Raw genomic sequence first — 17,508 nt, forward strand, 5'->3', positions numbered from 1 at the left:
CCGACCGAAGCCTTGTACCCTGCGCCGTGCTACGTCGACCAGGCATAGGCTTAGACGGCCTCGTTGGACTCGTCCTCGAAAGCCGCGAACAGAGGTTCGTCTTCGACGATTTCCTCGTTGGCGATCATTTCGTCGTTCACCAGGCCTTCGGCGATTTCACGCAGGGCAACGACGGTAGGCTTGTCGTTTTCCCATGCCACTTTCGGCTCTTTGCCGCCGGTCGCCAGTTGACGAGCACGCTTGGTGGAGAGCATGACCAGCTCGAAACGGTTATCCACGTGTTCTAGGCAGTCTTCAACGGTTACGCGGGCCATGGTGTTCCTCGTAGCAAATGCGGTAGGCGAGCTGCCCGGATGGGCGAGCGGACTCGACAGTTTAAAAAATCACCAGCGATTAGGGAAGCGCTGATTTTTCCAGCAGTCTCTCCAGGGCGCTACAAGGTGCAATGTAAAGCCCTTGCGGCGCTTTTGGAAAGTCTTTGTTTCAGGCCAGCAGTTCGCCCAGCAGCGCGGCATGTTGCTGCTGTTGTGGCTGCTGCTGCAGGCGATTGGCACGGAAGATCGCCTTGAGATCGTCCAGGGCATGGGCGAAATCGTCGTTGATGATCACGAAATCGTACTCGACGTAGTGGCTCATTTCGCTGACGGCTTCGCGCATCCGTCCCTCGATGATCTCGTCGCTGTCCTGGCCGCGGTTGGTCAGGCGCTGGCGCAGGGCCTGCTGGCTCGGCGGCAGGATGAAGATCGAGCGGGCATGGGGCATCTGCCGGCGGACCTGCTCGGCGCCTTGCCAGTCGATTTCCAGGATCAGGTCGTGGCCGGCGTCCAGGGTCTGCTGCAGGCTGCTCTGGGAGGTGCCATAGAGATTACCGAAGACTTCGGCCTGCTCGAGGAAGTCGCCCTGTTCGATCAGGCGCACGAACTCGGGGCGATCGACGAAGTGGTAGTTCACGCCGTTGGTCTCGCCCGGGCGCATGGCGCGGGTGGTGTGCGAGACCGAGACGCGGATTTGCGGCTGGGCATCGATCAGGGCTTTGACCAGGCTGGTCTTGCCTGCGCCCGACGGTGCGGAAATGATGTAGAGGGTGCCAGTGGTTTGGGTCATGTCGGGGTAGCCTTACTCGATATTCTGTACTTGTTCGCGCATCTGTTCGATCAACACCTTGAGGTTGACCGCAGCGGCGGTGCTGCGTGGGTCGAAGGCCTTGGAGCCCAGGGTGTTGGCTTCGCGATTGAGTTCCTGCATCAGGAAATCCAGGCGCCGGCCGGCGGCCCCAGCGGACTTGAGTACCCGGCGCACTTCGATGATATGGGTACTCAGGCGGTCGAGCTCTTCGGCCACGTCGCTTTTCTGCGCCAGCAGGACCATTTCCTGCTCCAGGCGCAGCGGGTCGAGCTCGGCCTGCATGTCGGCGAAGCGGTCCAGGATCTTCTGGCGCTGGGTGGCGAGCATCTGCGGTACCTGCTCGCGCAGGGTCGCGACATCTTCCTCGATCGAGGCCAGGCGGTCGTTGATCAGCCGTGCCAGTTCCGCGCCTTCACGCTCGCGGCCTTTCTTGAGTTCCTTCAAGCCGTCGGCAAACAAGGCCAGGGCCTGGTTGTTCAGGGCTTGCGGGTCGCTCGCGTCGGCCACCAGCACGCCGGGCCAGGCCAGCACTTCCAGCGGGTTCAGGGCGGCCGGCTGCTTGATCAGGCTGGCGACGGTTTCGGCGGCGGCAATCAACTGCGTGGCGCGCTCGCGGTCGACCTGCAGCGGTTGGCCACTGGTTTCCTCGGTGTATCGCAGGGTGCATTCCAGCTTGCCCCGCGACAGGCCCTGGCGCAGGGCTTCGCGCACCGCGCCCTCGAGGTCGCGGAACGACTCCGGCAGGCGCAGGTGCGGTTCCAGGTAGCGGCTGTTGACCGAGCGCAGTTCCCAGCTCAGGGTGCCCCGGGCTCCGGCACTTTCGACACGGGCGAAGGCGGTCATGCTGTGGACCATGGAAGTACCTCGCTGTTCGGGCCTGCCAGTGTTGCCGGGGCGGGCCTTGTGGATGGATTGAAGCCGACTGGCAGCAAAGGCGCAGGATTGTAGCGCAGTGCGGCGAATGCCCCAATGCCGGTGGGCAGAAGGTCGCTGATACACAGTCGGGATTTTTAGAACTGCCCAGCACCGGCCATGACCTCTATAATGCCGGGTAGATTTCCGTCCCTGTACAGGTATTCCCAGATGAAACGTCCAAGTGGTCGCGCCGCCGATCAGCTCCGCTCGATCCGCATCACCCGCAACTACACCAAACACGCCGAGGGGTCTGTACTGGTCGAGTTTGGTGACACCAAAGTGATCTGCACGGTCAGTGTCGAGAATGGCGTGCCGCGTTTCCTCAAGGGCCAGGGCCAGGGTTGGCTGACCGCCGAATACGGCATGCTGCCACGGGCGACCGGCGAGCGTACCCAGCGTGAAGCCAGCCGTGGCAAGCAGGGCGGCCGGACCCTGGAGATCCAGCGCCTGATCGGCCGTTCGCTGCGCGCCGCGCTGGACATGTCCAAGCTTGGCGACATCACCCTGTATGTCGACTGCGACGTGATCCAGGCTGACGGCGGTACCCGTACCGCCTCGATCACCGGCTCCATGGTGGCACTGGCCGATGCGCTGAAGGTGATCAAGAAGCGTGGCGGCCTCAAGGCTGGCAACCCGCTCAAGCAGATGATCGCCGCGGTGTCGGTGGGCATGTACCAGGGCGAGCCGGTACTGGACCTCGACTACCTGGAAGACTCCGCTGCCGAAACCGACCTCAACGTGGTGATGACCAGCACCGGCGGCTTCATTGAAGTCCAGGGCACTGCCGAAGGCGCGCCGTTCCAGCCTGAAGAGTTGAACGCGATGCTCGAGCTGGCGAAGAAAGGCATGGGCGAGATTTTCGACCTGCAGAACGCCGCCCTGGCTGACTGATCAATCGACAGATGCAAAAAAGCCGACATGATGTCGGCTTTTTTGTGGCTGTTGCTGGCTCAGATGGTCAGCGTCCAGTCGTAGTCCACGATCAGCGGCGCGTGCTGCGAGAAGCGCGGCTGGCGTGGCAGGCGGGCGCTGCGCACGAAGCGGCGCAGGCCTGGCGTCAGGATCTGGTAGTCGAAACGCCAGCCCAGGTTGAGCATCTCCGCCTGTTCGTTATCGGGCCACCAGCTGTACTGGTCACCTTCCCGGCTGACTTCACGCAGCGCGTCGACATAACCCATGTTGCCGAGAATCTCGTCCATCCAGGCCCGTTCCGGAGCCAGGAAGCCCGGAGACTGCTGGCTGTCGCGCCAGTTCTTGATGTCGAGCTTCTGCTGCGCCACGTAGAGCGAGCCGCAGTAGATGTACTCGCGACGCTTGCGCCGCTGCTTGTCCAGATAGCGGGCGAAGTCGTCCATAAGCTTGAACTTCTGGTTCAAGTCTTCATCGCCGTTCTGCCCGGAGGGAAGCAGCAAGGTCGCGATGCTGACCTTGTCGAAATCGGCTTGCAGGTAGCGCCCGTAGCGGTCCGCCGTCTCGAAACCGAGACCGCTGATGACAGCCTTCGGTTGCAACCGCGAGTACAGAGCCACGCCACCCTGGGCGGGGACTTCGGCATCGCAGGCATAAAGGAAGTAGCCATCCAGTTGGAAGGCTGGGTCATCCAGTTCAAAGGCGGAGGCGCGGGTGTCCTGCAGGCAGATGACGTCGGCATTCTGGGCTTGCAGCCAACTGAGCAAACCACGCTCGACTGCAGCCTGAATACCATTGACGTTCACACTGATGATCCGCATAAATGGCCCCAAAAATCACGTGCGTGTATGATACCCGAGGTCTACCTAATTAGCTAAATTCGTGGTATTTGGGGTTTTTTCATGCAGGCGTATCAGCGCGATTTCATCCGTTTTGCCATCGATCGCGGGGTTTTGCGCTTCGGTGAGTTCACCCTGAAGTCGGGTCGCACCAGCCCGTATTTCTTCAATGCCGGCCTGTTCAACTCAGGTTCCGCGCTGGCCCAGTTGGGGCGTTTCTATGCCGCGGCGATCGTCGAGAGCGGCATTCCCTTCGACGTCCTGTTCGGCCCCGCCTACAAGGGCATTCCGCTGGCGGCTGCTACCGCCGTGGCCCTGGCCGAGCATCACCAGCGCGACCTGCCCTGGTGCTTCAATCGCAAGGAAGCCAAGGCCCACGGCGAAGGCGGTAGCCTGGTCGGCGCGCCGCTGACCGGCGATGTGCTGATTATCGACGACGTGATCACTGCCGGTACCGCGATTCGCGAGGTGATGCAGATCATCGAGTCCCAGGACGGTGCCAAGGCCGCGGGCGTACTGATCGCGCTGAACCGCCAGGAGCGTGGCAACGGTGAGTTGTCAGCGATCCAGGAAGTCGAGCGCGACTTCGGCATCCCGGTGGTGAGCATCGTCTCGCTGAACCAGGTGCTGGAATTCCTCGCCGGCGACGAGCAGCTCAAGCAGCACCTGCCCGCGGTCGAAGCGTACCGCGCCCAGTACGGGATCTGACGGCCCTTGCGCCCGGTCTGCCTGTTTCTGGCCCTGGCGCTCGGGGCCTCGTTCGCCGTACAGGCGGACGAGGTGCTGTTCTATCGCTATATCGATAACAAGGGCATCACCGTGCTGGACCGCCAGGGCGTGCCGCCGGAGTACGTCGGCAAGGGCTACCAGGTGCTGAACCAGCAGGGCCGGGTGGTGCAGACCGTGGCCCCGGCGCTGACGCCCGAGGAGCAGCAGCGCAAGCAGGCCGAGAAGGCTCGTGCCGATGCCAATGCCCAACTGCTGCAGCGCTATTCCAGTGTTGACGAGGTCGACAAGGCCCAGGTGCGCAGGCTGGCCGAGCTGGACGCGCTGATCGCCAGTGTGCAGACCAACCTGCAGGCCTTGCTGGCCCAGCAGGCCGGCCTGCAAGGCCAGGCGGCGGAGCAGGAGCGCGCCGGCAAGGAGGTTGCGCCGGAGCTACTGGCGCAACTTGGTGGCCTGCGCGACGAGCAGGTGCGGATGAAGGCCGATATTGCCCGGTATCAGGCGGCGCGGGCCCAGGCCCAGCAGGATTTCGCTGCGGACCGGGCGCGGGTCGAGCAGTTGTTGCGTTGACGTAACGGACAGAAAAAAGCCCCGCCCGGTTTCCCGGAGCGGGGCTTGTCTTTATGCGCTCACATCGTTGCGAACTGGCTGCTGTAGGCGCAGGGCTTGCCCGCCAAGCTTATGGCGCTTTTCAGGACGCCTTCGCGGGCAAGCCCTGCTCCTACAATCCGTGGGCGGATCAGTGACGCTTGCGGTTGCTGATCAGGGTGCCCATGCCGGTGTCGGTGAAGATCTCCAGCAGGACCGCATTCGGTACCCGGCCATCGATGATGAGCGAGCTGCCCACGCCGCCCTGGACCGCTTCCAGCGCGCATTGGATCTTCGGCAGCATGCCGCCGTAGATGGTGCCGTCGGCGATCAGTGCGTTGACCTGGTCGGTGCTCAGTCCGGTCAGGACCTTGCCTTCCTTGTCCAGCAGGCCGGCGATGTTGGTCAGCAGCATCAGCTTCTCGGCCTTCAGCGCTTCGGCGATCTTGCCGGCCACCAGGTCGGCGTTGATGTTGTAGGACTCGCCATTGGCGCCGACGCCGATCGGCGCGATCACCGGAATGAAATCGCCCTTGACCAGCAGGTTCAGCAGGTCGGTGTTGATCCCGACCACTTCACCAACCTGGCCATAGTCGATGATTTCCGGCGCGGTCATTCCAGGGGTCTGGCGGGTGACGGTGAGCTTCTTCGCCCGGATCAGCTCCGCATCCTTGCCGGTCAGGCCGATGGCACTGCCGCCGTGGCGGTTGATCAGGTTGACGATGCTCTTGTTCACCTGGCCGCCGAGGACCATTTCCACCACGTCCATGGTCTGCGCATCGGTGACGCGCATGCCGTCGACGAAATGGCTCTCGATGGACAGACGCTTGAGCAGGTCACCGATCTGCGGGCCGCCGCCGTGTACGACCACCGGGTTGATGCCCACGGCCTTCATCAGCACGATGTCGCGGGCGAAGCCGGTCTTGAGCTCCTCGCTTTCCATAGCGTTGCCGCCGTACTTGATCACCAGCGTCTTGCCGACGTATCGGCGGATGTAGGGCAACGCTTCGGAAAGAACCTTGGCGGTGTTGGCAGCGGCTTCGCGTTCGAGGGTCATTCAGGGCTCCGGTGAAACAGGTGGTCGGGCGGTGTTCTGCACCGCCCGGATGTCAGAACGGTAGTTGGAGATCAGGTGCAACACGTTTGAGCTGGGCGTGGAACACGTCCTTGATACGCTGCAGCTCTTCCTCGGTATCGGCCTCGAAGCGCAGTACCAGCACCGGCGTGGTGTTGGACGCGCGAACCAGGCCCCAGCCTTTGGGGTAGTCGACCCGGACACCATCGATGGTGGTCAGGTTGGCATCGCCCCATTGTGCGTCGTGCAGGGCTTCAATGATGCTGAATTTGCCCTCGTCGGTCACATTAATGTTGATTTCCGGCGTGGAAATATCGTTCGGGAAGGTCGCGAACAGCTCCTCGGCGGTGGATTTCTCCTGGCTGAGGATCTCCAGCAGGCGTGCCGCGCTGTAGATGCCGTCGTCGAAGCCGAACCAGCGTTCCTTGAAGAAGATATGGCCGCTCATTTCGCCGGCGAGCAGCGCGCCGCTCAGCTTCATTTTCTTCTTGATCAACGAGTGGCCGGTCTTCCACATTACCGGACGACCGCCATATTCCTGGATCAGCGGGGTCAGGCGGCGGGTGCACTTGACGTCGAAGATGATATCCGCGCCAGGGTTGCGCGATACCACGTCCTTGGCGAACAGCATCAGCAGGCGATCGGGGAACACGATGCTGCCGGTATTGGTCACCACGCCGACGCGGTCGCCGTCGCCGTCGAAGGCCAGGCCCAGGTCGGCGTTGGTTTCCTTGACCTTGGCGATCAGGTCCTCGAGGTTTTCCGGCTTGCCCGGGTCCGGGTGGTGGTTCGGGAAGTTGCCGTCGACCTCGCAGAACAGCGGGATCACTTCACAGCCCAATGCTTCGATCAGTTGCGGTGCGATCACGCCGGCGGCGCCGTTGCCGCAGTCGACCACCACCTTGAGTTTCTTCGCCAGGACGATGTCCTCGCGGATCTGCTGGAAGTAGCGGTCGAGGATTTCGACTTTTTCGATACTGCCCTTGCCGCTGCTCAGGTCGTTGGTCTTCAGGCGGGTGTGGAGGGCCTGGATCTGCTCGTTGGCCAGGGTATCGCCAGCAATGATGATCTTGAAGCCGTTGTAGTTCGACGGGTTGTGGCTGCCGGTCAGCATGACGCCGGACTTGCCCGTCAGCACGTTGGCTGCGTAGTACAGGGCCGGGGTCGGCACCAGGCCGACGTCGCTGACATGGCAGCCGCTGTCATGCAGGCCCTGGATCAGTTGCTGGACCAGTTCCGGGCCGGACAGGCGGCCGTCGCGTCCGACCGAGACGTGGGGTTCGCCCTGGGCCAGGCTCTGCGAACCGATGGCGCGGCCGATCCAGTAGGCGGTTTCGCCATTCAGGGTTTCCGGCACGGTGCCGCGGATGTCATAGGCGCGGAAGATGCTGTCTGGGAATGTCGGTACGGTGCTGTTCATGGCTTGAGGGTGCTCCGTTCTCAGGAAGTCCTGGTTTTCGTCGAGAATGTCGACATCAAGGATGTCGACACCTTGGAATAGCGGATCGATCAAGTCGGCACCGTGGGTGGCGGGCTGGATCGGCTCCGGGGCACTGCTGGGCGTCGGGCCTGGATCTATGCCGGGGTGATGCGTGGCGGCGGCAGGCTGGCCGTTGCGCTGGGAGAAGCGCGCCAGCTCCTGCGCCAGTCCATTCAGGGCCGGCAGGCTCAAACTGAAGGCTTTGACGGCTTTTCCACCGGAGAGTTCTTGAAACAGTTGTTCCAGCTGTCGGGCATCGCCGTCGAGGCGGCGTTGCAGGCGCTGGTGTGTCAAGCGGATCGCCAGCGCAGCGCTGCCGAGGATCAATGCGATGGCCAGCAGCAGGAAACCATAGGTGCTGAGCGGATAGCCGAACTGGTAGGCCGGCCCCGGCGCGAATTTCAGCTTCCAGTTGCTGTTGCCAGCATCGTATGGGTAGCTTTCGGCCGATGCGGCGTCACCGCGTTGGTCGAGTACCTGTTCCGGGCTGCCGAGTATGCTCTGGCTCAATTGCAGCGAGCCGACGCTTGGGTGCACGTAGTCCAGGGGTTGGAGCAGCCGCTGCAGGTCGAAGACCAGCAACAGGGTGCCGGCGGCCGGGGCGTCGGTGCTCTCGTGCAGCGCAGCGACGCTGTAGACCAGCCAGCGCTGACCGACCTTGTAGGCTTCCGGTGCGGGTTTGGTGCCGCGTTCTGCACGGCGAATCAGGTCCAGGGCCGAGAAGTTGAGCGGTGCCGCCCGATCGGTGAGCGGCTGGGCGGTGTCGCGCAGGTTCAGTTGCGCATCCACCAGGCCGGGCAGGTAGCGCAGGCTGTTTTCTGCACTCTTCACCGCGTTGCCGTCCGGATTCTGCAGGGCCTTGAGCAGGGCTGGGTTGAGTGCGGCGGCGTCGGTCTCGGCGATCAGGTCGGCACTCGCCTGGGCCAGCTTGGCCGAAATTGTGGCGCCAGCGGCCTGCCCCAGTTGCGAGCGAAAGAACTGATGCGAGGGGCCAAGCACCCCGAACCAGAGCAGTAAGGCTGCGAGGAACAGGCCGCCGAGGGCAATTTTCAGGCCCGGCAGCAGCGGGTGGGTGGCTTCGCCCGATGACGGCTGCTCATGGTGTTCGGCGCCGTTGCCGGTCTTTGCACTGCGCTTGATGCCTTTCAAATACCGCCTCCGCGAAACTCATCCTTAAATGCAGCGCGAATTGTCCTGACCGGCTCCGATGGGGGCGGTCAGGATCAGCGTAGGTCAATGGCTGCCCGAATGCCCGAAACCGCCGGTACCACGTTGGCTCTCGTCGAACTCCTGTACCAGTTCGAAATGCGCCTGGACCACCGGCACCAGCACCAACTGGGCGATGCGCTCGCCGACGGCGATGGTGAAGGCGCTCTGGCCACGGTTCCAGCAGGAGACCATCAGTTCGCCCTGGTAGTCCGAGTCGATCAGGCCCACCAGGTTGCCGAGGACGATGCCGTGTTTGTGGCCCAGGCCCGAACGCGGCAGGATCAGCGCGGCCAGGCCGGGATCGCCTATGTAGATCGACAGGCCGGTCGGGATGAGCACGGTCTGGCCCGGCTCCAGTACGGTGTCCTGCTGGAGCATGGCGCGCAGGTCGAGGCCGGCGGAGCCGGGGGTGGCGTACTGCGGCAGGGGGAATTCGCTGCCGATGCGTGGGTCGAGGATCTTGGCTTGCAAAGCGTGCATGGAAATTAAACCTGGTTCAGTCGTGAAGCGATGAAAGAGATCAGCTGGCGGGCGATCTTGCCCTTGCTGGTCTGGGTGAAAACGCTGGCCTGCAGGTCGCGGTCGATGACGCTGCAGGCATTTTCCTCGCTGTTGAAGCCGATGCTGGGGTTGGCCACGTCATTGGCGACGATCAGGTCGAGGTTCTTGTCCTTGAGCTTGCGCGCTGCATAGTCGAGCAGGTGCTCGGTCTCCGCAGCGAAGCCGACGCTAAAGGGGCGGTCGGGACGGCCGGCGATGGTAGCGAGGATGTCCGGGTTGCGCACCATCTGCAGCAGCAGGCCGTCGCCGGTGGTAGGGTCTTTCTTGAGTTTTTGCGGGGCAACGACTTCAGGGCGGTAGTCCGCTACTGCGGCCGAGGCGATGAACAGGTCGCAGGGGATGGCAGCCTCGCAGGCGGCGAGCATGTCGCGGGCGCTGACGACATCGATGCGGGTCACCCGGTCCGGCGTCGGCAGGTGCACCGGGCCGGTGATCAGGGTCACGCGGGCACCGGCTTCGACGGCGGCCTCGGCCAGGGCAAAACCCATTTTTCCGGAGCTGTGGTTGGTGATATAGCGCACCGGATCGATGTTTTCCTGGGTGGGCCCGGCGGTGATCAGCACATGCTTGCCGGTCAGGGCCAGGTGCTGGAAACAGTCGGCGGCGCGTTGGGCCAGGTCGGTAGCCTCGAGCATGCGGCCCAGGCCGACATCGCCGCAGGCCTGGCTACCGGAGGCCGGGCCGAAGACCTTGAGGCCGCGGCTCTGCAGCAACTGGGTGTTGGCCTGGGTGGCAGGGTCACGCCACATGGCCTGGTTCATTGCCGGGGCGATGGCGACGGTGGCATCGGTGGCGAGTACCAGGGTGGTCAGCAGGTCATCGGCAATGCCCTGGGCCAGGCGGGCGATCAGGTCGGCGGTAGCTGGCGCGATCAGTACCAGGTCGGCCCATTTCGCCAGTTCGATATGGCCCATGGCGGCTTCGGCCGCGGGATCGAGCAGATCCAGGTGTACCGGGTGCCCGGATAGCGCCTGCATGGTCAGCGGGGTTATGAACTCGCTACCGCCGCGGGTCATGACCACGCGTACTTCGGCGCCCTGATCGAGAAGTCGGCGAACCAGCTCGGCGCTTTTGTAGGCGGCGATGCCGCCGCCGACGCCGAGAACGATGCGTTTCCGATACAGCCGCTGCATAGGCCTGCCTTTTAGTCCAGTGATTGCTACCCCCGAGGACGCCTCCCCAGGCCGGGTCGGGGGTAAAAAAGATGGACTACGATAACACAGCGTCCGCCACGGAACAGCGGGCCCCAAAGGACAGGGAGGTGTCATGAGTATTCGGGATTGGCCCGCGGCGGAGCGGCCGCGGGAGAAGTTGCTGGAGTCGGGAGCGGCCAGTTTGTCCGATGCCGAGCTGCTGGCGATCTTTCTGCGCACGGGTGTCTGTGGCAGGAGCGCGGTGGATTTGGCGCGGCATCTGCTAGGGCAGTTCGGTAGTTTGCGTAGTCTGCTGGAGGCTGGTCAGCGGGAATTCAGTCGCGAGCTGGGCCTGGGGCCGGCGAAGTTCGCCCAGTTGCAGGCCGTGCTGGAAATGGCCCGTCGCCATCTGGCTGAGCGCCTGCGGCGCGATTCGGTGCTGGAGAGTCCAGGGGCGGTGCGCGACTACCTGAAGGCGATGTTGCGCCATGAGCCCCATGAGGTGTTCGGCTGCCTGTTCCTCGACGCCAAGCACAGGGTGCTGGCCTTCGAGGCGTTGTTTCGCGGCACCATCGACAGTGCCAGCGTTTACCCGCGGCAGGTGGTCAAGCGCGCGCTGGCGCACAACGCGGCGGCGCTGATCCTGTGCCACAACCATCCCTCGGGGGTGGCCGAGCCCAGTCAGTCCGATCGGCTGCTGACCGGGCGACTGCGCGATGCACTGGAACTGGTGGATATACGGGTGCTCGATCATTTCGTGATCGGCGATGGCGAGCCGTTCTCGATGATGGAGCACGGGATGATGTAGGTGATGCAGCCCCGTTTCCGGGGCTGCTTTGCCGGTCAGGGCTTGACGCTGACCTTGGAGAAGTCCTGGCGGCCGAACGGGCTCACCTGGTAACCCTGGATGTCCTTGCGCACCAGAGCGAAGGCGGTCGGGTGGGCCAGTGGCAGCCAGAGCGCCTGCTGCTGGATCTGCGTCTGGGCCTGCTGGTAGAGCTTGCTACGCACGCCCTGTTCGCTGGTGGTTTTCCCGGCGCTGATCAGTTTGTCCAGGTTGGCGTCGCAGTAGCGGGCGAAGTTGGTCCCGGACTTCACGGCGGCGCAGGAGAATTGCGGCGTCAGGAAGTTGTCCGGATCACCGTTGTCGCCGGCCCAGCCCATGAACAGCAGGTCATGCTCGCCGGCCTTGGCGCGGCGGATCAGCTCGCCCCACTCGATGACGCGGATTTCCGCCTGGATGCCCACTTCGGCGAGATCGGCCTGCAGCAGCTGCGCGCCGAGGCTCGGGTTGGGGTTGAGCAGGCTGCCGGACGGGCGAGTCCAGATGGTGGTCTGGAAACCGTCCTTGAGACCGGCCTTGGCCAGCAGCGCCTTGGCCTTTTGCGGATCGTGGCTGTAGCCCGGCAGGTCCTTGGCGTAGCTCCAGGTGTTCGGCGGGTAGGGGCCGTTGGCGGCTTCGGCGGTGTCTTCGAAGACGGCCTTGAGGTAGCTGGTCTTGTCGAAGGCCAGGTTGATCGCCTGGCGTACTTCAGGCTTGTCCAGCGGCGGATGCTGGCTGTTGATGGCGAGGAAGGCGGTCATGAACGCGGCGGTCTTTTCCACCTTGAGCGCCGGGTCCTTGCTCGCCGTGCCGACGTCCAGGGGCTTGGGCGACAGGGCGATCTGGCATTCGTTGCGCTTGAGTTTCTGCAGGCGCACATTGGCGTCCGGGGTGATTGCGAACACCAGGGTGTCCACCGCCGGCTTGCCGGCGAAGTAATCCGGGTTGGCGCTGTAGCGGATCACGGCGTCCTTCTGGAACCGGCCGAACACGAACGGGCCGGTGCCGATTGGCTGGCTGTTGAGTTTTTCCGGGGTATTGGCGGCCATCAGCTTGTCTGCGTATTCCGCCGAGTAGATGGAAGCGAAGCCCATGCTCAGCGCCGCGAGGAAGGTTGAGTCCGGGTGATCCAGGGTGAAGCGTACGGTCAGCGGGTCGGTGACCTCGATGCGCTTGATCAGCGATGGCAACTGCAGCGATTGGGCGTGTGGGAAGCCGCTCTGGGCAATCTTGTGCCAGGGGTTGGCCGGGTCGAGCATGCGCTCGAAACTGAAGCGTACATCGGCCGCGCTCAGCTCGCGGGTCGGCTTGAAGTAGTCGGTACGGTGGAATTTCACCCCTGGACGCAGCTTGAAATCGTAGGTCAGGCCGTCATCGGAGACGGTCCAGCTTTCGGCCAGGCTCGGTACCAGCTTGCCTGTGGCGGCGTCGAAGTCCACCAGGCGGTTCATCAGCACGTCCGCAGAGGCGTTGGTGGTGGTCAGCGAGTTGTACTGCACGACGTCGAAGCCTTCGGGGCTGGCCTCGGTGCAGACGCTCAGCGAGGTCGCGGCATGGGCCTGCGGCGCGAAAAACGGGACGAGCAATAGCGGTAGGGCAGCGAAGCGCATGTTCAGTTTCCTTTGCAGGTCGTTGTCCCATCTGCGAGTGCAGTCTGGAAAAACCTCTACCCTAGTGCCCCAGGCGGCAATTGACTATCCCATTTTTACTTGGCTGGCCGGTGGTGTCGTACAATGGAGCGCTCTTTTCCATACGAGATTTCCGGGCTTTCACGGCGTAGCACGGAGTCTGGGCGACGAGCGGCATTTATCCGGCAAGACCCCGGCATTGGCGTCCCGCACCCAGGTTTTCTGGCATCCGGCACGGTTTAAATCACACTTAATGTTGTTGCGCTGGAGTCTTTCTGGTATAAAGCAGCGCTCTTTTCTAGGGGCCCGGTTCCTTCGCTTGTAGGTGTAGCCGGTAAGACCCTTAAAGAAACGCGGCGCCTGGCGCCAAATGACTGAGAGATTAAGCGGCCAACCCATGCCGGGTTGGGCATGTGGTTTTAGAGGGCTGAGGCATGTCTAGAGTCTGTCAAGTTACCGGTAAGGGTCCGGTGACTGGGAATAACATTTCCCACGCAAACAACAAAACCCGTCGTCGTTTCCTGCCGAACCTGCAGCATCACCGCTTCTGGGTCGAGTCGGAGAAGCGTTTCGTGCGTCTGCGCGTTTCCGCCAAGGGCATGCGTATCATCGACAAGCGCGGCATTGATGTCGTGCTGGCCGAACTGCGCCGCGATGGCAAGGTTTAAGGAGCTATATCATGCGTGAATTGATTCGTTTGATCTCGAGCGCCGGTACTGGTCACTTCTACACGACTGACAAGAACAAGCGCACTACTCCGGACAAGATCGAGATCAAGAAATATGATCCGGTTGTTCGTAAGCACGTGATCTACAAGGAAGGCAAAATCAAGTAATTGATTTTGTTTTTCGAGAAAAACCCCGACTTGCTCGGGGTTTTTTTTCGCCTTTTTTCCGGCCATTTCCTATGGGGCGTGGCGATATTTCCTGCGTTCCTTCCGTTATGCGCTTCCTAGACTGACTGGACAGCCAGAAAACGCAGTCACGGAGGACGTTCGCTCATGGTCATTGCAAGGATGTTTGCATTGTTGCTGCTGGTGTTCCTGGCGGCAGCGAGTGTTGCGGTTTCGGCGGCTGGCGTTGACATCACTACCGAGGCCCATGTGCACCGGTTGATCCAGGCGACGCGCACGGCCTGGCCAGCATTGGCCGGGCACCATCCGGGTATCCGGGCGTTTGCCGAGGTCCAGCTGCTGGTCAGCGACGGGCGGCGGGCCTGGGTGATGGATGCACAGGGTGGGCGCGAAGTGGACATGGCGAAGGTCAGCCAGCTGGGCGCCAGTCACGAATACCAACGCTACCGCAAGGTCCACTGGCAGGGGCGTCCGGCCATTTTTGTCGGCTTGGGAAAGGCGTTGCCGGAGGCGGAACGGCGGCGCTTGGAGAATCCGCAGGCAGTGCCCGAACTGTTCGACCTGGCGACCCATGAGGCCTTTCATTTTTATGTCGAGGACGGCTGGTTGCGCTCGCCGGGTGCGGAGCGCGGCATTGTCTATCCCGCCAGCGCCGAGCCGCGGATGTATCGTAACCGGATCATTCGCCAGTTGTTGGCCGCCGCCCAGGGGCAGCCCGAGGCGCTGGCGCGGGCCAGCTACTGGTATCGCCGCTGGCTGGACGAACATCCCGACGAGGCAAGGCGCCTTCGCCAGGTGGATCGCTCCGAGGGCAGTGCGCGCCGCGTCGAGTCGATAGCCAGCCTGTTGGCCCAGGGCGCGCGCCCGGATTCCGCCGAGTGGCCGGGACGGATGCTCGCGATGCTGGCCCGCCAGGCGCAGCAAGACTATCTGGCCGCTGACCTGGAAAGTTATGTACTGGGCGACCTGGCGGGTTATCTGCTTGAGCGCGAGGGTGTGGACTGGTTGTCGCGCGCGGCCTTGGGAGAAACGCCGTTGGCGATTCTGCTGGATCCGGTGCAACCGCTCCCCGAGCCTGCCGACGAGGCCATGGAGCAACGTATCCGCAAGGCCGTCGCGGCGGCCAATCTCCAGGCGGCAGAAGCCCTGGAGCCATTCCTGCAGCGTTTTAACGACCCGGCGGGCGGGCGCTTGCTGGTTTCAAACCGGGCGATGTCGGGCAGTTTCGAACTGGGCAATTCCTACCAGCTGGCCACGCAGCCGGAGAAGGTCGAAGTCGGGGTGCACGCCGGTTTCGTCCTGGCGGATGGCCGGATCGATCTGCGTGCGGCCACGGTTGCCACCCAACTGAAGTCGGCCTGTGGTCGCGAGGACTTCTACTGGATTGTGGCGTTGGCCCCGGCTGAGCTTGAGAAAACCGCCGATGGCCGACTGCGCGTCGAGCGTGCCGACCTCACCCTCGACATCCCATATCCGCAACGCTCCGTCGACGAGCCGGGGAGCTGGTGCGTTGCCGCCTGATCAGGCTTTCTGTTCGAACACCACATAGATCTTGCGGCAGTGTTCCAGCACCTCCCAGGTGCCCTTGAAGCCGGCCGGGATCACGAATCGGTCGCCAGCGCGCAAGGTCTTGGCGTTGCCGTCGGTGTCGCGCAGCACCGAGACGCCCTGGACGATTTCGCAGTACTCGTGCTCGGTGTAGTTCACCGTCCATTGCCCGACCGCCCCTTCCCAGACACCGGCATTCATCTGCCCGCAGGGGCTGTCGTAGTGGTTGAAGACGGTCTGTTCCGGATCGCCCTTGAGCACCTTCTCCGGCGCTGGACGAAAGCGTTCGGGCGCGGTGCTGGCTTCGCTGAAGTCGACGACATCCTGGATGTTCATGCTGCTTTCCCTCGGCAGTGACAAGGCTGGTACTCGGAAGCTCCGAGTCTATGTTTATTAAAACGAACATGGCAACGGCGTTTTCCGCGCTGCTGTCAAATATATTGAAAGTTCAGGGGCCGCTGGTTTAGGGTGGTGGGTGTTATGGGCCCAAAGAATGGGCCATTTTCGACGGTGCTGGCGCGAGAGCGCGTGGCGCTTCTATTTCAATAAGAGGAGGACACTCGCATGACCACCCTGACTCGTGCCGACTGGGAACAACGCGCCCGTGAGCTGAAGATCGAAGGCCGCGCCTACATCAACGGCGAATACACCGCCGCTGTTTCGAACGAAACATTCGAGTGCATCAGCCCGGTCGATGGCCGGCTGCTGGCCAAGGTCGCCAGCTGTGACAGTGCCGATGCCCAGCGCGCCGTGGAAAATGCCCGTGCCACCTTCGACTCCGGCGTCTGGTCGCGCCTGGCTCCGGCCAAGCGCAAGGCGACGATGATCCGTTTCGCCGCGTTGTTGAAAACCAATGCCGAAGAGCTGGCCCTGCTCGAAACCCTCGACATGGGCAAACCCATCACCGACTCGCTGTTCATCGACGTGCCGGGCGCAGCCCAGGCACTGAGCTGGAGCGGCGAGGCCATCGACAAGATCTACGACGAGGTCGCTGCGACGCCAAGTGACCAGTTGGGCCTGGTGACCCGCGAGCCAGTGGGTGTGGTCGGCGCCATCGTACCGTGGAACTTCCCGTTGATGATGGCCTGCTGGAAGCTCGGCCCGGCGTTGTCCACCGGTAACTCGGTCATCCTCAAGCCGTCGGAAAAATCCCCACTGACCGCCATCCGTATCGCCGCCCTGGCGGTCGAGGCCGGTATCCCGGCTGGCGTGCTGAACGTCTTGCCTGGCTATGGCCATACCGTCGGCAAGGCCCTGGCCCTGCACATGGATGTCGATACCCTGGTGTTCACCGGTTCGACCAAGATCGCCAAGCAATTGCTGGTCTACTCCGGTGAGTCGAACATGAAGCGCGTCTGGCTCGAAGCCGGCGGCAAGAGCCCGAACATCGTGTTCGCCGATGCTCCGGACCTGCAGGCCGCCGCCGAGGCTGCGGCCAGTGCCATCGCCTTCAACCAGGGCGAGGTGTGCACCGCCGGTTCGCGCCTGCTGGTCGAGCGTTCGATCAAGGACACCTTCCTGCCGCTGGTGATCGAGGCCCTCAAGGCCTGGAAACCGGGCAACCCGCTGGACCCGGAGACCAACGTCGGCGCACTGGTGGATACCCAGCAGATGAACACCGTGCTGTCCTATATCGATGCCGGGCATGCCGATGGCGCCAAGCTGGTGGCCGGTGGCAAGCGTACCCTGCAGGAAACCGGCGGGACCTACGTCGAGCCGACGATTTTCGATGGCGTGACCAACGCGATGAAGATCGCCCAGGAGGAAATCTTCGGCCCGGTCCTGTCGGTACTCACCTTCGATACCGCCGAGCAGGCCATCCAGATCGCCAACGACACGCCGTATGGCCTGGCTGCCGCCGTCTGGACCTCGAACATCTCCAAGGCGCACCTGACCGCCAAGGCCCTGCGGGCCGGCAGCGTGTGGGTGAACCAGTACGATGGCGGCGACATGACTGCACCGTTCGGTGGCTTCAAGCAGTCGGGCAACGGCCGTGACAAGTCGCTGCATGCGTTCGACAAGTACACCGAACTGAAGGCGACCTGGATCAAGCTTTAAGCCGCAAACGGCCCTGTGGCGAGCGGGCTTGCCTGTGC

General features: G+C 63.1%; 18 protein-coding genes. 8 read left to right on the forward strand and 10 right to left on the reverse strand.

What is annotated here, in order from left to right:
* Positions 1-50: 50 nt before the first annotated feature.
* The 3 genes from rpoZ to AC6I6U_RS04310 form a co-directional block, all read right to left on the reverse strand.
* Complete coding sequence (gene rpoZ, locus AC6I6U_RS04300; protein WP_497880815.1) at positions 51-314, reverse strand: DNA-directed RNA polymerase subunit omega; 264 nt, start codon at positions 312-314, stop codon at positions 51-53.
* A gap of 169 nt (positions 315-483) precedes the next feature.
* Positions 484-1,104, reverse strand: coding sequence for a guanylate kinase (gmk, locus tag AC6I6U_RS04305; protein ID WP_497880816.1), 621 nt, complete (start codon positions 1,102-1,104; stop codon positions 484-486).
* A 12-nt stretch (positions 1,105-1,116) separates the two neighbouring features.
* Positions 1,117-1,980 (reverse strand): YicC/YloC family endoribonuclease, encoded by an 864-nt coding sequence (locus AC6I6U_RS04310; protein ID WP_497880817.1) that lies wholly within the window; start codon positions 1,978-1,980, stop codon positions 1,117-1,119.
* Positions 1,981-2,208: 228 nt separating this feature from the next.
* Between AC6I6U_RS04310 and rph the strand changes: the two genes are divergently transcribed.
* Complete coding sequence (gene rph / locus AC6I6U_RS04315; RefSeq protein ID WP_010447894.1) at positions 2,209-2,931, forward strand: ribonuclease PH; 723 nt, start codon at positions 2,209-2,211, stop codon at positions 2,929-2,931.
* A 59-nt stretch (positions 2,932-2,990) separates the two neighbouring features.
* On the opposite strand, the gene crc is transcribed toward rph, so the two are convergent.
* Positions 2,991-3,770 (reverse strand): catabolite repression control protein Crc, encoded by a 780-nt coding sequence (crc, locus tag AC6I6U_RS04320; protein ID WP_497880818.1) that lies wholly within the window; start codon positions 3,768-3,770, stop codon positions 2,991-2,993.
* An 81-nt stretch (positions 3,771-3,851) separates the two neighbouring features.
* On the opposite strand from crc, the gene pyrE reads away from it, so the two are divergent.
* A complete protein-coding gene (pyrE, locus tag AC6I6U_RS04325; protein WP_497880819.1) occupies positions 3,852-4,496 on the forward strand; it encodes an orotate phosphoribosyltransferase in 645 nt (214 codons plus the stop codon).
* Positions 4,497-4,502: 6 nt separating this feature from the next.
* The gene (locus AC6I6U_RS04330) at positions 4,503-5,084 is read left to right on the forward strand and encodes a DUF4124 domain-containing protein (RefSeq protein ID WP_497880820.1); all 582 of its coding nucleotides are present in this window, start codon (positions 4,503-4,505) and stop codon (positions 5,082-5,084) included.
* Positions 5,085-5,253: 169 nt separating this feature from the next.
* Here the strand turns inward: AC6I6U_RS04330 and argB are convergent, their stop codons facing one another.
* The 4 genes from argB to coaBC all read right to left on the reverse strand — a co-directional run bounded on the left by argB (position 5,254) and on the right by coaBC (position 10,560).
* Complete coding sequence (gene argB, locus AC6I6U_RS04335; RefSeq protein WP_497880821.1) at positions 5,254-6,159, reverse strand: acetylglutamate kinase; 906 nt, start codon at positions 6,157-6,159, stop codon at positions 5,254-5,256.
* A 52-nt stretch (positions 6,160-6,211) separates the two neighbouring features.
* Complete coding sequence (gene algC, locus AC6I6U_RS04340) at positions 6,212-7,597, reverse strand: phosphomannomutase/phosphoglucomutase (protein WP_497882981.1); 1,386 nt, start codon at positions 7,595-7,597, stop codon at positions 6,212-6,214.
* A 1,293-nt stretch (positions 7,598-8,890) separates the two neighbouring features.
* Complete coding sequence (dut, locus tag AC6I6U_RS04345) at positions 8,891-9,346, reverse strand: dUTP diphosphatase (protein ID WP_497880822.1); 456 nt, start codon at positions 9,344-9,346, stop codon at positions 8,891-8,893.
* Between the two features lie 5 nt (positions 9,347-9,351).
* The gene (gene coaBC, locus AC6I6U_RS04350; RefSeq protein WP_497880823.1) at positions 9,352-10,560 is read right to left on the reverse strand and encodes a bifunctional phosphopantothenoylcysteine decarboxylase/phosphopantothenate--cysteine ligase CoaBC; all 1,209 of its coding nucleotides are present in this window, start codon (positions 10,558-10,560) and stop codon (positions 9,352-9,354) included.
* A gap of 133 nt (positions 10,561-10,693) precedes the next feature.
* On the opposite strand from coaBC, the gene radC reads away from it, so the two are divergent.
* Positions 10,694-11,368, forward strand: coding sequence for a RadC family protein (gene radC, locus AC6I6U_RS04355; protein ID WP_497880824.1), 675 nt, complete (start codon positions 10,694-10,696; stop codon positions 11,366-11,368).
* Between the two features lie 35 nt (positions 11,369-11,403).
* Here radC and AC6I6U_RS04360 read toward each other — a convergent pair whose 3' ends face one another.
* Complete coding sequence (locus AC6I6U_RS04360) at positions 11,404-12,993, reverse strand: ABC transporter substrate-binding protein (RefSeq protein ID WP_497880825.1); 1,590 nt, start codon at positions 12,991-12,993, stop codon at positions 11,404-11,406.
* Positions 12,994-13,445: 452 nt separating this feature from the next.
* Here AC6I6U_RS04360 and rpmB point away from each other — a divergent pair, with 452 nt between their 5' ends.
* From rpmB to AC6I6U_RS04375, 3 genes are all read left to right on the forward strand, one after another.
* Positions 13,446-13,679 (forward strand): 50S ribosomal protein L28, encoded by a 234-nt coding sequence (gene rpmB / locus AC6I6U_RS04365; protein WP_007921114.1) that lies wholly within the window; start codon positions 13,446-13,448, stop codon positions 13,677-13,679.
* 11 nt (positions 13,680-13,690) lie between these two features.
* Positions 13,691-13,846: a 50S ribosomal protein L33 gene (rpmG, locus tag AC6I6U_RS04370; protein ID WP_003177274.1), complete on the forward strand. Its 156-nt coding sequence runs from the start codon at positions 13,691-13,693 to the stop codon at positions 13,844-13,846.
* 165 nt (positions 13,847-14,011) lie between these two features.
* A complete protein-coding gene (locus AC6I6U_RS04375) occupies positions 14,012-15,385 on the forward strand; it encodes a hypothetical protein (RefSeq protein ID WP_497880826.1) in 1,374 nt (457 codons plus the stop codon).
* Here AC6I6U_RS04375 and AC6I6U_RS04380 read toward each other — a convergent pair whose 3' ends face one another.
* On the reverse strand, positions 15,386-15,748 hold the full coding sequence (locus tag AC6I6U_RS04380) for a cupin domain-containing protein (protein ID WP_497880827.1): 363 nt from the start codon (positions 15,746-15,748) through the stop codon (positions 15,386-15,388).
* Between the two features lie 228 nt (positions 15,749-15,976).
* Between AC6I6U_RS04380 and AC6I6U_RS04385 the strand changes: the two genes are divergently transcribed.
* On the forward strand, positions 15,977-17,470 hold the full coding sequence (locus AC6I6U_RS04385) for an aldehyde dehydrogenase (RefSeq protein ID WP_497880828.1): 1,494 nt from the start codon (positions 15,977-15,979) through the stop codon (positions 17,468-17,470).
* Positions 17,471-17,508: the final 38 nt, after the last annotated feature.

Source organism: Pseudomonas sp. UTLPPB19802, from assembly GCF_059730225.1.

What these genes read in the sequence shown, in the direction of transcription:
- argB (WP_497880821.1), bottom strand. Translation starts at nt 6,159, where the DNA reads ATGACCCTCGAACGCGAAGCCGCTGCCAACACCGCCAAGGTTCTTTCC.
- AC6I6U_RS04310 (WP_497880817.1), bottom strand. Translation starts at nt 1,980, where the DNA reads ATGGTCCACAGCATGACCGCCTTCGCCCGTGTCGAAAGTGCCGGAGCC.
- AC6I6U_RS04385 (WP_497880828.1), top strand. Translation starts at nt 15,977, where the DNA reads ATGACCACCCTGACTCGTGCCGACTGGGAACAACGCGCCCGTGAGCTG.
- rpmG (WP_003177274.1), top strand. Translation starts at nt 13,691, where the DNA reads ATGCGTGAATTGATTCGTTTGATCTCGAGCGCCGGTACTGGTCACTTC.
- crc (WP_497880818.1), bottom strand. Translation starts at nt 3,770, where the DNA reads ATGCGGATCATCAGTGTGAACGTCAATGGTATTCAGGCTGCAGTCGAG.
- gmk (WP_497880816.1), bottom strand. Translation starts at nt 1,104, where the DNA reads ATGACCCAAACCACTGGCACCCTCTACATCATTTCCGCACCGTCGGGC.
- rpmB (WP_007921114.1), top strand. Translation starts at nt 13,446, where the DNA reads ATGTCTAGAGTCTGTCAAGTTACCGGTAAGGGTCCGGTGACTGGGAAT.
- AC6I6U_RS04375 (WP_497880826.1), top strand. Translation starts at nt 14,012, where the DNA reads ATGGTCATTGCAAGGATGTTTGCATTGTTGCTGCTGGTGTTCCTGGCG.
- dut (WP_497880822.1), bottom strand. Translation starts at nt 9,346, where the DNA reads ATGCACGCTTTGCAAGCCAAGATCCTCGACCCACGCATCGGCAGCGAA.
- pyrE (WP_497880819.1), top strand. Translation starts at nt 3,852, where the DNA reads ATGCAGGCGTATCAGCGCGATTTCATCCGTTTTGCCATCGATCGCGGG.
- rph (WP_010447894.1), top strand. Translation starts at nt 2,209, where the DNA reads ATGAAACGTCCAAGTGGTCGCGCCGCCGATCAGCTCCGCTCGATCCGC.
- radC (WP_497880824.1), top strand. Translation starts at nt 10,694, where the DNA reads ATGAGTATTCGGGATTGGCCCGCGGCGGAGCGGCCGCGGGAGAAGTTG.
- algC (WP_497882981.1), bottom strand. Translation starts at nt 7,597, where the DNA reads ATGAACAGCACCGTACCGACATTCCCAGACAGCATCTTCCGCGCCTAT.
- rpoZ (WP_497880815.1), bottom strand. Translation starts at nt 314, where the DNA reads ATGGCCCGCGTAACCGTTGAAGACTGCCTAGAACACGTGGATAACCGT.
- AC6I6U_RS04360 (WP_497880825.1), bottom strand. Translation starts at nt 12,993, where the DNA reads ATGCGCTTCGCTGCCCTACCGCTATTGCTCGTCCCGTTTTTCGCGCCG.
- AC6I6U_RS04380 (WP_497880827.1), bottom strand. Translation starts at nt 15,748, where the DNA reads ATGAACATCCAGGATGTCGTCGACTTCAGCGAAGCCAGCACCGCGCCC.
- coaBC (WP_497880823.1), bottom strand. Translation starts at nt 10,560, where the DNA reads ATGCAGCGGCTGTATCGGAAACGCATCGTTCTCGGCGTCGGCGGCGGC.